The sequence below is a fragment of the Bradyrhizobium liaoningense genome (genome assembly GCF_018130955.1).
Taxonomy (GTDB): domain Bacteria; phylum Pseudomonadota; class Alphaproteobacteria; order Rhizobiales; family Xanthobacteraceae; genus Bradyrhizobium; species Bradyrhizobium liaoningense_C.
The window spans coordinates 1-13375 of sequence record NZ_JAFCJM010000106.1 but is presented as its reverse complement, the minus strand read 5'-3'; the positions used below and the strand labels follow the sequence as shown (position 1 = coordinate 13375).

Here is a 13375-nt window from a genome sequence, read left to right as displayed (position 1 = left end):
CTCCCTGGAACACTGAAGCTTCGCAACCTCAGCTTCCTCGGTTCAGACCAGATGGACAACCTCCTGAGAGACCAAAGTTAGCCCTGCGGCTGCGCGAAGCGTAGTCCGCTCGGCGTAACCCACCCTACGAAGCTGCTCGCTTCTTCTTCGCATTCAGCGCGGACGCAACGCGGCTCACCGGCGGTTTGCCTAGCAACCGGCTCATCTCGTTGGTCGCCGCCAGCAGCTTGTCCATGTCGATCCCGGTTTTGATCCCCATGCCTTCGAGCATGTAGATGACGTCTTCGGTCGCGACATTGCCTGTTGCGCCCGGTGCGTAGGGGCAGCCGCCGAGCCCGCCGGCGGCGGCATCGATCACGCGGACGCCCTCTTCCATCCCGGCATAGAGATTGGCGAGCGCCTGGCCGTAGGTGTCGTGGAAGTGCATCGCGAGCTTTGCCGTCGGAATGTGGGCGGCAACCGCGCGCAGCATCTCCTTCGCCTTGACGGGCGTACCGACACCGATGGTGTCGCCGAGCGAGATTTCGTAGCAGCCGAGGTCCCACAAGGTTTTCGCGAGATCAGCAACCGCCTTCGGCTTGATCTCGCCGTCGAACGGACAACCCAGGACACAGGAGATGTAGCCGCGCACCTTGACACCGTCAGCCCTGGCGCGCGCCAGGACCGGCTTGAACCGCTCGATGGACTCCGCAACCGTGCAATTGATGTTGGCGCGCGAAAAGCCTTCAGAGGCCGCCGCGAACACGGACACGACCTGAGCACCGGCCGCGCGCGCGGCGTCATAACCCTTTTCGTTCGGCACCAGCACGTGGAATTCCGCGCCCTTGACGTGGGCCACGCCTCGCAGCACCTGATCAGAACTCGCCATCTGCGGAATCGCCTTGGGCGACACGAACGCGCCGACCTCGACCGTGTGCAGACCGGCCGCAACCAGCGACTCGACGAAGGCGATGCGCGCCTCGACGTTGACGGGCGTCTTCTCGTTCTGAAGGCCGTCGCGCGGCCCCATTTCGATGATGCGGACCTGATCGCTCATGGCAGCCTCACTCGCCAATTGGCTCGACCTCGGCAAGCTCGACGCCCTCCTGGACGATGTCGCCGACCTTGCACTTGATCGCCTTCAGCACGCCCGCAAACGGAGCGCGCAGCGTCTGCTCCATCTTCATCACTTCCAGCGTCAGGATGGCCGCGCCCTTTTCGAGTGTCGCGCCCTCCTCCGCCAGCACGGCAACCACCGTCCCCGGCAGAGGCGCTGCGATCTTGTCCTCGCCGACATGCTCCTCGGACTCGCCGCCGAACGGATCGACCCAATGCAGGTCGAACCGGCCGTTGCGGGTGCGCAGGTACAGTTCGTGGCCGTCGATCACGGCGGCAACCTGCGATTTGACCCCGTCGAGAGTCAGATCAAACCCGCCTTCGCGTGGCGCGATCCCAAAGGCAAGCTCGCGCTCGCCGATCACCAGCGTCGACGGACCGGTGCCATAGTTGAGCGTGATCTTCTGCTCGGGCCCGTGCCCGACACGGAAGGAAAAGCTGCGCTGCCGCCGGCCAACCGGCATCCAGCCAAAGGTTTGCCAGGGCGAATGCGACTCGGCCGACGCCGCCCGGCGCTCGTCCATGACGATCGCCGCAACGGCCGCGCACAGCTCAAGCTCCCCGGGTGCAGCTCCGGCCGCCGTCAGGCCGGCAAGCTCGCGCTCGATGAAGCCGGTGTCGATCGCGTTCGACCGCACCTTTTGATGCGACATCAGCGCCGACAGGAAGGGAATGTTGGTGACGATGCCGCGGACATCGGCCCCCTCGAGCCCGCGGTTCAGACGCTCGATCGCTGCATCGCGCGTCGGCGCCCAGGCGATCATCTTTGCCAGCATCGCGTCGTAGTACGGCGAAACCGCATCGCCCTCGCGATAGCCGGCATCGATACGCAGGCCGCCGGTTTCCTCTGGCAGCCGCCAGGTCGAGATCTTGCCGACCGACGGCATAAAATTCTTGGTCGGATTCTCGGCATAGACTCGGGCCTCGATAGCGTGGCCGTTGAGGCGGATCTCGTGCTGTTTGAGCGGCACATTTTCGCCGAACGCGACGCGCAACTGCCATTCGACGAGGTCAATCCCCGTGATCAGCTCGGTCACGGGATGCTCGACCTGGAGCCGCGTGTTCATCTCGATGAAGAACACGTCCTTGCCATCGGAGACGAATTCGATGGTGCCCGCGCCGACATAGTTCACCGCGCCTGCCGCCTTGCGCGCGGCCGCACAAACCGTCTCGCGCTGGGCGGCGTTGAGCGTCGGTGACGGCGCCTCCTCGATCACCTTCTGGTGCCGGCGCTGCAACGTGCATTCGCGCTCGAACAACGACAACAGATTGCCGTGGCTATCGCCGATGACCTGCACCTCGATGTGGCGGGGATTGTCGACATACTTTTCGATCAGCATGGTGTCGTCGCCGAACGCAGCTTTTGCTTCGCGCTTGGCACTGACGATCGCAGGCCCAAGTTCGGCTGCTGAGCGCACGATGCGCATGCCGCGCCCGCCGCCGCCGGCCGACGCCTTCACCAAGACGGGGAAACCGATCTTCTCGGCCGCCTTCGAGAGTGTGCCCTCGTCCTGGGCTTCGCCGTGATAGCCCGGCACCAGCGGCACGCCGGCCTTTTCCATCAGCGCCTTGGAGCCCGACTTTGAGCCCATCGCCGTCATCATCTCCGCCGTCGGACCGACGAAGATGAGGCCCGCGTTCAGGCAGGCCTGTGCGAACTCGGCATTTTCGGACAGGAAGCCGTAGCCGGGATGCACGGCTTCGGCGCCGGTCTTGCGCGCGGCCTCGATCAGCCGCTCGACGTTGAGATAGCTGTCACGGGCACGTGCGGGGCCGAGCAGCACGGCTTCGTCGGCGAGTGCGACATGCATCGCGTCGCGGTCGGCTTCCGAATAGACGGCGACGGTGCGCAGACCCATGTCGCGGGCGGTGCGGATGACGCGGCAGGCGATCTCGCCGCGGTTGGCGATCAGGAGCGTGCGAAAGCGCCGGTAAAGTCTTGAGCGGTCCATCGCATTACATCCTGAACAGGCCAAATTTGGTGGGTTCGATCGGAGCGTTGGCGGCCGCCGACAAGCCGAGGCCGAGCACGAGGCGGGTGTCGGCGGGATCGATCACGCCGTCATCCCAGAGACGCGCGGTGGCGTAGTACGGGTGCCCTTGGCTTTCATATTGCGCGCGGATCGGGCTGCGAAACTTCTCTTCCTCCTCCTTCGACCAGCTATCGCCCTTGGCCTCGATATTGTCGCGGCGGACCTGGCTCAGCACCATCGAGGCCTGCTCGCCGCCCATCACGGAGATGCGGGCGTTCGGCCACATCCAGAGGAAGCGCGGGCCGTAGGCACGCCCGCACATGCCGTAATTGCCGGCGCCGTAGGACCCGCCGATCACCACGGTGAACTTTGGCACCGAGGCGGTCGCAACTGCGGTCACGAGCTTGGCGCCGTCGCGCGCGATGCCGCCAGCCTCGTACTTCTTGCCGACCATGAAACCCGTGATGTTCTGCAAGAACACCAGCGGAATGCCGCGCTGGCAGCACAGCTCGATGAAATGGGCGCCCTTCAGCGAGCTCTCGCTGAACAAAATGCCGTTGTTGGCGATGATGCCGACCGGATAGCCCCAGATATGGGCGAAGCCGCAGACCAGCGTCGTGCCGTAGAGTTTCTTGAACTCGTCGAATTCGGAGCCATCGACGATGCGCGCGATGATGTCGCGGACATCGAACGGTTTTCGTCCATCCACGGGCACCACGCCGTAGATCTCCTCCGCCGCAAACAGCGGCTCGCGCGGCTTGTGCATGTTGAGGTTCGGCCGCGCCGGCGGCTTCAAGGTGCCGACGATGCGCCGGGCGATGCCGATCGCATGCGCGTCGTTCTGGGCGTAATGGTCGGTGACGCCCGATTGCCGCGAATGCACGTCGGCGCCGCCGAGTTCCTCCGCGCTCACGACCTCGCCGGTCGCGGCCTTCACCAGCGGCGGGCCGCCGAGGAAGATGGTGCCCTGATTGCGCACGATGATGCTCTCGTCCGACATCGCCGGCACATAGGCGCCGCCTGCGGTGCAGGAGCCCATGACAATGGCGATCTGCGGAATGCCCTGCGAGGACATCTGCGCCTGGTTGTAGAAGATGCGGCCAAAATGGCGCTCGTCCGGGAAGATCTCGTCCTGCATCGGCAGGAAGGCGCCGCCGGAATCCACCATGTAGACGCAAGGAAGATTGTTCTGCCGCGCCACGTCCTGCGCGCGCAGATGCTTCTTCACTGTCATCGGATAGTAGGTGCCGCCCTTGATAGTGGCGTCGTTGGCGACGATGACGCATTCGCGGCCGGAGATGCGTCCGACGCCGGTGACGACGCTCGCCGAATGCACGTCGCCACCATAGAGGCCATAGGCGGCCAGCGGCGAGAGCTCCAGGAACGAGGTGCCGGGGTCGACCAGCAGATCGACCCGCTCGCGCGCCAGCATCTTGCCGCGCGACGTATGGCGGTTACGCGAGGCCTCGCCGCCGCCGCCGGCGACCTGGCTGAGTTTTTCGCGCAGGTCGGCAACGAGCGCGCGCATGGCGTCCGCATTGCGCGCGAAATCCTGAGACGATGGATCGGTACTGGAATGGAGCAGCATGTTTCCCGCGCTTGTTGGTGGGGAGCGGTTAAGGGAATGGTGCCGCGAAAGGCTGGAGCATTTTCGCGGCAGTTCCAATTGCGTTGCGGCTTACGCCGTCTCCGCCATCAACTCGCGGCCGATCAGCATGCGGCGCACTTCCGAGGTGCCCGCGCCGATCTCGTAGAGCTTTGCGTCGCGCCACAGACGCCCGGTCGGAAACTCGCTGGTGTAGCCGACGCCGCCGAGCGCCTGGATCGCCTCGCCCGCCATCCACGTCGCCTTCTCGGCCGAATAGAGGATCGCGGCAGCGGCGTCCTTGCGCAGCGTGCGGGCATGGCCGCCGCGGTCGCAGGCGCGGCCGACGGCATAGACATAGGCGCGTGTGGCCTGCCAGGTCGAATACATGTCGGCGAGTTTGCCCTGCATGAGCTGGAAGTCGCCGATCGGCTGGCCGAACTGCTTGCGCTCGTGCATGTAGGGCACCACCACATCCATGCAGGCCGCCATGATGCCGAGCGGGCCGCCGGACAGCACGGCGCGCTCATAGTCGAGACCGGACATCAAAACCTTGACGCCTTCGCCGACATTGCCCAGCACGTTCTCGGCCGGCACCTCGCACTCGTCGAAGAACAAGGGATAGGTGTTGGAGCCGCGCATGCCGAGCTTGTCCAGATGCTGGCCGTGGGTGAAACCCCTAAAACCCTTCTCGATCAGGAAGGCGGTCATGCCGCGCGGCCCCGCTTCCGGATCGGTCTTGGCGTAGACCACGAGAACGTCGGCATCGCCGCCATTGGTGATCCACATCTTGGAGCCGTTGAGCACGTAGCGGTCGCCGCGCTTGTCCGCGCGCAACTTCATCGAGACGACGTCGGAGCCGGCGCCGGGCTCGGACATCGCGAGCGCGCCGACATATTCGCCGGAGATCAGCTTTGGCAGATAGCGCTTGCGCTGCGCGTCATTGCCGTTACGGCGGATCTGGTTGACGCAGAGGTTGGAATGCGCGCCGTAGGACAGGCCGATCGCGGCCGAGCCGCGCGAAATCTCCTCCAGCGCCACGACATGGGCGAGATAGCCCATGTTCGAGCCGCCATATTCCTCGGGCGCGGTCATGCCGAGCAGGCCGAGATCGCCGAAGCGCTTCCAGAGGTCGGCCGGGAACAGATTGGCCTTTTCGACCTCGGCGGCACGCGGCGCAACCTCGGCCTCCACGAAGGCGCGCACGGTGTCGCGCAGCATCGCGATGTCCTCGCCCAGATCGAAGTCGATGCTCGGGATGTTCAAGGGCTGCTCCTCCGTTTTTTATCTCCCGCCGACCCTAGTCTTAGCCCGGTATCCTGTCTGTCGAAAAGGTTGCATTTTCCGCCATAGTTGGCGAAGGTTCCGCATGCCTTTCCAAGCCTCCGCAGCGACGCCCCGCCGCGCCGTGACGCCGGCCGCCTTCGTCCGCGGCGTGGTCGCGGCCTATGCCAAATATGGCAGCGATCCGGCCGGCGCGCTCGCCAGGGGTCAGGTGCCGGAAAGCCTGCTTTCATCGGCCGACGCCCGGGTCACTGCGGCGCAATTCGAGGCCCTGGCGGGCCACGCGATGCGCGAGCTCGACGACGAGGCGCTCGGCTGGTTCTCGCGGCGCCTACCCTGGGGCAGCTACGGCATGCTGTGCCGCGCCTCGATCACCGCGCCCAATCTCGAGGTCGCGCTCAAGCGCTGGTGCCGGCACCACCGCTATCTGACCGAGGATGTGCTGTTCGAACTCACGATCGGCGACGAGGCCGCAATCATCTCCATCCGCGAGCAGCGCGACCTCGGCCCCTTGCGCGAGTTCTGCCTCGTCACACTGCTCCGCTACGTCCTCGGCTATTCCTGCTGGGCAATCGACTCCGCCATCGCGCTTCGCTCGGCGGAATTTCCTTACCGCGAACCGCGACATGTCTCGGTGTATCCGACCATCTTCTGCAAGACGGTCCACTTCAAGGCGCCACGCGCAGCCATCACCTTCGACAAGCGTTATCTGTCGCTGCCGCTCACCCGCAGCCCCGACGACCTCGACGAGATGCTGAAGGGCGCACTGCGCCTGACAGTGCTGCCCTACCGCCGCGACCGTCTGCTGGTCGAGCGCGTGAGACGCGTGTTGCGCAACGCGCGGGGACGCATCGTCGGCGCGGAGGACGTCGCAGCCGAGCTTGCGCTATCGACCCGCACCATGCACCGCCGCCTCCGCGAAGAATCCACGTCGCTGCGCGCGTTGAAGGAAGAGACAAAGCTCGAACTCGCCAGATCCGAACTGATGCGCAGCCGTACGCCGATCAAGCGGATCGCCGAGCTCGCGGGCTTCCGCAACGAGAAGAGTTTTTCGCGCGCTTTCCGCAATTGGACCGGAACTTCGCCGCGCGAGTTTCGCGGCAAGTCACGTTAACCGGCCTGGGCCGTCGCCACCTCCTGCACCGGCAGCGGGACATCCTTCGCTACCCCCAGCACCGGGAAGCTGCGCACGTTCTTAACGTTCGGCATCGCCGCGAAATGCAGGAGCTGCTGGCGCATGCTCTCCACGCTCGGCGCCACGCATTTGAGGAGATAGTCGGTATCGCCCGAGATGCGCCAGCACTGCTGGATGCGCGGCACGACCGCAATCGAGCTCTCAAAGGCTTCCAGCACGGGCTGGGCCTGGCTGCCGAGCTGGATGGCGACGAAGGACACGACCTCGTAGCCCAACAGCCGCTCGTCGATGACGGCGCGGACGGCCTTGACCACACCGCGCCTGAACAGGGATTTCAGCCGCCGCAGGCAATTGGGCGCGGAGACGCCGACGCGCAGCGCCAGCTCGTTGTTACGAACGCGGCCGTCCGCCTGGAGTTCGGACAATATCTTCAGATCGACACTGTCGAGCTGGTCGCGCTCCGCCATGGCCACCCCGTCACGGTCCCGTCATGCTTGTAACAGCGAAGCATGCGGCGGAATCGCTGCCAAGGCCCGGCAGGGCCTATCGCAGGTGCGTCCAAGCCACTCCGGACGTGAGTTAGTGCGTCCAGGGCTCGCCGCGGCGGAAGGAGAAATTGTCGGCATAGGCGACGGGACGGCGGACCGACTCCTGGGGCTCGATCACCTGGTAGGCAATGCCCTTGCGCTCGCAATAGGCGACCGCCTCGTCCTTGCTGTGGAAGCGCAGCGTGATCTGCTGCTTCATGTCGCCGGACGAGGTCCAGCCCATCAGCGGCTCGACCGCGCGCGGCTGCTCCGGCTCGTAATCGAGCTGCCACTCCCGGGTCTTGGACTTGCCCGATTGCATCGCGTTCTTGGCGGGCTTGAAAATGCGCGCGGTCATTGGACGGCCGGATCCCTTAAGTTCTGTTTGCCTAAACCTGTGCGTCACCGAGGCAGTTGGTAGAAAGCACCGGGATAGTATAGAGACACCTTTCGGGAATTTGATCGGTGATTCCGCCATCCCTTGGGTGACCTTGCCGATGGGTATAGTCATTATGCCGCGCCGTGACAATCTCGTGCCCCGCCTTCCCCAGGCAGGGAGCCTGCCTCCCAGGCTGCGGCCGATCCACCGACGCTCGTGTTCTCCGGTCTCCTCTTCGAAAGCTCCCGTCGAATGGCCTTCCTGAACATCAACGCAACGCTCCCCGAAAAAGGCCGCGACCTCAGGCTCGACCTGTTTCGCGGCGTCGCCAATTGGGCGATATTCCTCGACCATATTCCCGACAACGTCGTGAACTGGATCACGACGCGGAATTACGGCTTTTCCGACGCAGCCGACCTGTTCGTCTTCATCTCCGGCTACACCGCCACCTTCGTCTATGCCCGGATGATGCTGGAGCGCGGCTTCATCGTCGGCGCCACCCGGCTGACCAAGCGCGTCTGGCAACTCTACGTCGCGCACATCATCCTGTTCGTGATCTACATCGCCGCGATCAGCTATCTGGCGCTGCGCTTCGGCGATTCCGACATGATCGACGAGTTCAATGTCGCAGGCCTCGTCGACCACGCCACCGAGACGCTGCGGCAGGGCCTGTTCCTGCGCTTCAAGCCGCTCAATCTCGACGTGCTTCCGCTCTACATCGTGCTGATGGGCCTGTTTCCCCCGGTGCTGTGGTTCATGCTGCGCAAGCCTGACCTGACGATGGGCCTCTCCATCGCTCTGTGGCTGGCGGCCCGCTACTTCGGCTGGAATTTCACCGCCTATCCGGCCGGCACCTGGTACTTCAACCCGTTCGCCTGGCAGGTGCTGTTCGTGTTCGGAGCCTGGTGCGCGCTTGGCGGCGCGGGACGATCGATGGCGCTGATCATGTCGCCGATCACACTCTATCTTTGCCTCGGCTATATGCTGCTCGCGCTGATCATGACGATGGCCGGCCGCTTCCCGGATTTCGGCGCGATGTTCCCGCACTGGCTCTATTCGACCTTCAATCCAAACGACAAGACCAATCTCGCGCCGTATCGCTTCCTGCATTTCGTCGTGATCGTGATCCTGGTGATCCGCTTCGTGCCGAAGGACTGGCCGGCGCTGGAGTGGAAGGTGTTCGATCCGCTGATCGTCTGCGGACAACAGTCGCTTGCCGTGTTCTGCGTCGGCGTGTTCCTGTCCTTCGTCGGCCATTTCGCATTGTCGCTGAGCTCGGGCTCGCTGCTGACACAGATCCTCGTCAGCATCGCCGGCATCGCGCTCATGACAACGGTCGCCTACTACATCTCGTGGTCGAAGCGACAGGACAAGCCGCTGAAACCGACCGCGCCGAAGGCACCGGCGCCTGCGACTTCGGGCTGAGCGCATATCGCCAGTTCACGCAAGGATGCGCCGGTTGCCGGCGCGCCCGTTTGCTTTCCGGGAATATCCTCGCGAGACGCGCGCGGCTGCTCAGGTCGCTTCGTCGCTGTATTCAACGAACTTCTTGTAAATCCAGTTGCGGCCATCGTGCCGGCGCCAGACCCTGCCGAACACCAATTGCCCATTGATCGAGCGTCGCGGCACGATCACGGTCCACAGATGCCAGATCTCCGCCCAACTGGAGCGCGGATTGGGGTTTCGCAGAACACGGTCGAAAGCCATTGGGGCGTTACTCGCAACAAACGAAGCACCGCGGCGAACGTGACGTCGTGTGAGCCTCGTCATTGGGCGGAGCGCCGCGTATCGCGCCGATCTGATAGCGATCGTCGGGCTGGCCGCAACAAAAGCCCCCGCTTAACCTAACCGATCAACCTTACTTGTGATGGGGATTTCCGCCGCGCCTGTTGAAGCGCGCGCGCGTCTCTTCTAAAATGCGCACATGATTTGAGTAAGCGCGCATCGCGTAACGTTTTCGAACTGAAATTGAATTTTGCAAAGACGTACTGCTCGGGTTGAAGCACCCATGAAATTGCAATGTACATATTTGCGCTTGGCCGTCGCCTCTGCGCCGCGCCCTGCGCCCGTCAAGCCGGACGCCCCAAAATCTCCCAGAGCCGCCAACGACAACCACGTCGCCTGGCCGCTGTTTCCGTTTCCGGACGGCTGGTACGCCTCGGGCTAAGACGGCATCAAAATGCGCGACGCCGCCAAGCGGAATATTTTCGCTGGGCGGCGCCGGTTTATACGCTGGGCCCTGAAATCCCCCAGCATCCATGAGTCTGCCGGCCGGACCAAAGGTTCGATGAAGCTTTGGTAATCTCTTCGCGCGGCAAGCGGTGTAACCGCCCGCAGCAGCGCGAAAAAATCACGCATAAGGCGAGCGACACGAGTAGCGAATATTTGTAGTTGGGTTGGGCTGGTCGGGGCAGCTGGATTCGAACCAACGACCTGCAGTACCCAAAACTGCCGCGCTACCAGGCTGCGCTATACCCCGAATGTCCAGCAGGTCCCGTCGATACACGCTTCACGGGCCGCCAGCAAGGCGGCAATCGACGCCGAGCAGGCCCCTATTTGCCGCCGAATAGCGGGTGCGCCACGCGGTCGCCGGGCCGTATGCCATATTTCTGCGCCGTCCCCGCCGGCACCTCCAGCACGGCCTTGGCAAGGCCTCCGGACGGAATGATCTTGGTCGACATCGGCTCGGTGTTTTCGGCGATCCGCAGGATGCGCCCGTCGGCGCGGATGAAGATCATGTCTAGCGAGATGTAGGTGTTTTTCATCCACATCGTCACTTCCTGCTCGGGCGAGAAGTCGAACAGCATGCCCTTCCCGTCCGCGAGTTCCTTGCGGTACATCAGGCCGGTCTGCTTCTCCTCCTCGGTAGTCGCCATCTCCACGGCGAACACCTGCACACCGCTCTTGGTGGCGATTTCGAGCGGCTGAAAATTGGCCGCCTGGACGGCGCCCGCGACGGCAAAGGCCGCAGCGACGAGGACAGCAGCAAACCATCCCCGGACAAGGGACCAGGCGGGATTTCGGGCAGGACTCATGGGACGGTACTCATCGCCAGCGGCGTAACGGGATTGGAACTCATCCTAACCCGGCGATCATGGCAATTGCCAGACGGCCCATACCGCCGTCTGGGTGCGCACGCGCTCACGATTGGTGGAGCTTCTGGCCTGGTCGGGCCGTCAGTGGGACGACAGCCCCGGTGATCCCGTTTCGGGATGGATCTCCGCCGCCATCATGCCCTTGGAGCCCGGCCCATAGCGGACCAGCACGTACTGGCCGGGCCGCAATTCGGTCATGCCGAAGCGGCGCAGCGTCTCCATATGCACGAAGATGTCGGGCGTACCCTCGCCGCAAGTCAGGAAACCGAAGCCACGCAGCCGGTTGAACCACTTGACCTGCGCCCGCTCGAGGCCCGAGGTCGGCGTCACCGTGACATGGGTGCGCGGCGGCAGCATCTGCGCCGGATGGATCGCGGTGGACTCGTCCATCGAGACCACGCGGAAGGCCTGGTAGCCCTTGGCGCGCTGCACGCACTCGACGACGATGCGGGCGCCCTCATAGGCGGTCTGAAAGCCATCGCGCCGCAGCACGGTCACATGCAGAAGCACATCGGCCCAGCCATTGTCGGGAACGATGAAGCCGTACCCCTTCGAGGCGTCGAACCATTTGATGACGCCGGTCACCTCAACGAGGTTGGCGCTCGCTTCACCAAGACCGGTGAAGGGGTTGAGTGCCGGATCGCGGCCGGCATTTCCGAGCTCACCCGGTGCAAGACGCCCGGCGCCAGTACCGCCTGGCACGGGAACTCCGACCTTCTTGGACTCAAATCCGTCCGACGACCCCATAACCCCGGACCCCACACATCCATTGCACCCCGTCGCAGTGACGGTGCCGAATCACGCGTCCGATCGAGAACTTCTCACCGCGACGCCACACGAATCTCTTAATCAAAAGATAACACTCCCGGTTGCGGCGCATAGACAAAAAAGAGATTCGCCGGAACCTATGAACAGCTTGCACAGCAGCGAATCAAGCCGGCATCAATTGCCTACGAACGGACCAAGCGTCTCACCAATGTCGTGACGGATCACAAGGTCGGCGCTGTCATCCTGATCGGTCGGCTCGCGATTGATGATCACGAGCCGCGCGCCGCAATTCTTGGCCATCATCGGAAAGCCGGCCGCCGGCCACACGACGAGCGAGGAACCGATGGCGATGAAGAGGTCGCAATGCTGTGACAGTTCGGTGGCGCGCTGCATCGCATCCTCCGGCATCGCTTGTCCGAACGAGACGGTCGCCGTCTTCACCGGCTCGGCGCATACGGTGCAGTCGGGCGCGGCGCCGTCGGCGTCAAAGCGCTGCTTCACCCAGTCGAGCTGGTAGGTCACGCCGCAGCCGATGCAGCGCGCGTATGTGGTATTGCCGTGAAGTTCAATGACATCGTCAGGCGCAATGCCGGAGTTTTGATGCAGATTGTCGATGTTCTGGGTGATGACGGCGGGAACCTTGCCGGCTCGGTAGAGCGAGGCCAGCGCCCGGTGCCCCCGGCCCGGCTTGGCCGCGGCAAAGGTGTCCTCCATCGCGAAACGGCGGCGCCATGCCTCGTCCCGCGCGCCCTGACTCGCGACGAATTCCTCGAACGGGATCGGGCGGTTGCGCGTCCATACACCGCCCGGTGAGCGGAAGTCGGGAATGCCGCATTCGGTCGAGATGCCGGCGCCGGTGAAGGGCACGATGGTCTTCGCCGCTGCGATCATGTCGCCGAGCCGCTCAACGCCGCTGCGCAAATCCGATGCAATCATGGGCATGCCATCCCTGTCGACGATGCCATCTATAGCGTCCGGTATCGGATGCGGCCAGCGGTGCCTCGCCGGCCGATTTGCTGGCGATGATTTGCGGTCCGGCTAGCGGCAAGACCTGTGAGCGACAATGATGCTGCCGCTCTTATCCACCGTCATCGCGAGCCGTGACTGGGAAATTTTTTCCGCCCCTCGCAGATCACAATCCTGCGCTGCATCGTCCCCATTGACGCCCCAATCGAAGTCACCAATGGATGTCGCAAGATTCGACTCGACGCGCTGCTTCGGCAACGCGGGGGGAGTCGGTGGTAAGGGTCGGTAGTCGTGAAGAAAGGGATGGGCATGACCGAAGAAGAACAACGCAAAGCACGCGAGCGAGACGAAATCGCCGCACGTGTCGCAGCCTTCCGCGCAACGCAGGAAAAGTTCAAGCGCGAGCGCGAAGAGTACTTCGTGTCCACGCTGGAGAATGCCCGCAAGGTGGAGCGGCCGTCGCTTTGGCCGTGATCGCCTCATGCGATCGAATCGGGATAGGGGGGAGCCTCGCAGCTCCTCCCCTCCCACACCACCGTACGTACGGGTCCGTATACGGCGGTTCGCT

At 63.9% G+C, this 13375-nt stretch carries 13 protein-coding genes and 1 tRNA gene; 3 read left to right on the top strand and 11 right to left on the bottom strand.

Annotated elements, in window-relative coordinates:
• Positions 1-124: 124 nt before the first annotated feature.
• From JQ632_RS37995 to JQ632_RS37980, 4 genes are all read right to left on the bottom strand, one after another.
• Positions 125-1036 carry a hydroxymethylglutaryl-CoA lyase gene (locus tag JQ632_RS37995; RefSeq protein WP_212407834.1) on the bottom strand — a complete coding sequence of 304 codons (912 nt, stop codon included), beginning with the start codon at positions 1034-1036 and terminating at the stop codon, positions 125-127.
• Positions 1037-1043: 7 nt separating this feature from the next.
• Complete coding sequence (locus tag JQ632_RS37990; RefSeq protein ID WP_212407833.1) at positions 1044-3047, bottom strand: acetyl/propionyl/methylcrotonyl-CoA carboxylase subunit alpha; 2004 nt, start codon at positions 3045-3047, stop codon at positions 1044-1046.
• 4 nt (positions 3048-3051) lie between these two features.
• A complete protein-coding gene (locus JQ632_RS37985) occupies positions 3052-4656 on the bottom strand; it encodes a carboxyl transferase domain-containing protein (protein ID WP_212407832.1) in 1605 nt (534 codons plus the stop codon).
• A 90-nt stretch (positions 4657-4746) separates the two neighbouring features.
• Positions 4747-5919: an isovaleryl-CoA dehydrogenase gene (locus tag JQ632_RS37980; RefSeq protein WP_212407831.1), complete on the bottom strand. Its 1173-nt coding sequence runs from the start codon at positions 5917-5919 to the stop codon at positions 4747-4749.
• 103 nt (positions 5920-6022) lie between these two features.
• Here JQ632_RS37980 and JQ632_RS37975 point away from each other — a divergent pair, with 103 nt between their 5' ends.
• The gene (locus JQ632_RS37975) at positions 6023-7051 is read left to right on the top strand and encodes an AraC family transcriptional regulator (RefSeq protein WP_212407830.1); all 1029 of its coding nucleotides are present in this window, start codon (positions 6023-6025) and stop codon (positions 7049-7051) included.
• On the opposite strand, the gene JQ632_RS37970 is transcribed toward JQ632_RS37975, so the two are convergent.
• Together JQ632_RS37970 and JQ632_RS37965 are read right to left on the bottom strand one after the other, a co-directional pair.
• Positions 7048-7539 carry an Lrp/AsnC family transcriptional regulator gene (locus JQ632_RS37970; protein WP_212407829.1) on the bottom strand — a complete coding sequence of 164 codons (492 nt, stop codon included), beginning with the start codon at positions 7537-7539 and terminating at the stop codon, positions 7048-7050. The genes JQ632_RS37975 and JQ632_RS37970 overlap by 4 nt on opposite strands.
• Before the next feature lie 112 nt (positions 7540-7651).
• The gene (locus JQ632_RS37965) at positions 7652-7957 is read right to left on the bottom strand and encodes an ETC complex I subunit (protein ID WP_212407828.1); all 306 of its coding nucleotides are present in this window, start codon (positions 7955-7957) and stop codon (positions 7652-7654) included.
• A gap of 273 nt (positions 7958-8230) precedes the next feature.
• Between JQ632_RS37965 and JQ632_RS37960 the strand changes: the two genes are divergently transcribed.
• Positions 8231-9403, top strand: a complete 1173-nt coding sequence (locus JQ632_RS37960) for an OpgC domain-containing protein (protein ID WP_212407827.1) — start codon at positions 8231-8233, stop codon at positions 9401-9403.
• A 90-nt stretch (positions 9404-9493) separates the two neighbouring features.
• Here the strand turns inward: JQ632_RS37960 and JQ632_RS37955 are convergent, their stop codons facing one another.
• The 5 genes from JQ632_RS37955 to JQ632_RS37935 all read right to left on the bottom strand — a co-directional run bounded on the left by JQ632_RS37955 (position 9494) and on the right by JQ632_RS37935 (position 12777).
• Positions 9494-9685 (bottom strand): hypothetical protein, encoded by a 192-nt coding sequence (locus tag JQ632_RS37955; protein WP_212407826.1) that lies wholly within the window; start codon positions 9683-9685, stop codon positions 9494-9496.
• A gap of 695 nt (positions 9686-10380) precedes the next feature.
• Positions 10381-10457 (bottom strand) — tRNA-Pro (locus JQ632_RS37950).
• A 73-nt stretch (positions 10458-10530) separates the two neighbouring features.
• Entirely contained in the window at positions 10531-11013 is a 483-nt protein-coding gene (locus JQ632_RS37945) for a DUF192 domain-containing protein (RefSeq protein WP_212407825.1), read from the bottom strand.
• A gap of 141 nt (positions 11014-11154) precedes the next feature.
• Positions 11155-11820, bottom strand: coding sequence for a cold-shock protein (locus JQ632_RS37940; RefSeq protein ID WP_212407824.1), 666 nt, complete (start codon positions 11818-11820; stop codon positions 11155-11157).
• 195 nt (positions 11821-12015) lie between these two features.
• Positions 12016-12777 (bottom strand): Sir2 family NAD-dependent protein deacetylase, encoded by a 762-nt coding sequence (locus JQ632_RS37935; protein WP_212407823.1) that lies wholly within the window; start codon positions 12775-12777, stop codon positions 12016-12018.
• A 333-nt stretch (positions 12778-13110) separates the two neighbouring features.
• Between JQ632_RS37935 and JQ632_RS37930 the strand changes: the two genes are divergently transcribed.
• Positions 13111-13281, top strand: coding sequence for a hypothetical protein (locus tag JQ632_RS37930; RefSeq protein ID WP_212407835.1), 171 nt, complete (start codon positions 13111-13113; stop codon positions 13279-13281).
• The last annotated feature ends 94 nt before the right edge of the window (positions 13282-13375 follow it).

Coding starts and splice junctions, on each gene's coding strand:
- JQ632_RS37945 (WP_212407825.1), bottom strand. CDS start 11,013: ATGAGTCCTGCCCGAAATCCCGCCTGGTCCCTTGTCCGGGGATGGTTT.
- JQ632_RS37990 (WP_212407833.1), bottom strand. CDS start 3,047: ATGGACCGCTCAAGACTTTACCGGCGCTTTCGCACGCTCCTGATCGCC.
- JQ632_RS37940 (WP_212407824.1), bottom strand. CDS start 11,820: ATGGGGTCGTCGGACGGATTTGAGTCCAAGAAGGTCGGAGTTCCCGTG.
- JQ632_RS37930 (WP_212407835.1), top strand. CDS start 13,111: ATGGGCATGACCGAAGAAGAACAACGCAAAGCACGCGAGCGAGACGAA.
- JQ632_RS37975 (WP_212407830.1), top strand. CDS start 6,023: ATGCCTTTCCAAGCCTCCGCAGCGACGCCCCGCCGCGCCGTGACGCCG.
- JQ632_RS37995 (WP_212407834.1), bottom strand. CDS start 1,036: ATGAGCGATCAGGTCCGCATCATCGAAATGGGGCCGCGCGACGGCCTT.
- JQ632_RS37960 (WP_212407827.1), top strand. CDS start 8,231: ATGGCCTTCCTGAACATCAACGCAACGCTCCCCGAAAAAGGCCGCGAC.
- JQ632_RS37955 (WP_212407826.1), bottom strand. CDS start 9,685: ATGGCTTTCGACCGTGTTCTGCGAAACCCCAATCCGCGCTCCAGTTGG.
- JQ632_RS37985 (WP_212407832.1), bottom strand. CDS start 4,656: ATGCTGCTCCATTCCAGTACCGATCCATCGTCTCAGGATTTCGCGCGC.
- JQ632_RS37970 (WP_212407829.1), bottom strand. CDS start 7,539: ATGGCGGAGCGCGACCAGCTCGACAGTGTCGATCTGAAGATATTGTCC.
- JQ632_RS37965 (WP_212407828.1), bottom strand. CDS start 7,957: ATGACCGCGCGCATTTTCAAGCCCGCCAAGAACGCGATGCAATCGGGC.
- JQ632_RS37935 (WP_212407823.1), bottom strand. CDS start 12,777: ATGATTGCATCGGATTTGCGCAGCGGCGTTGAGCGGCTCGGCGACATG.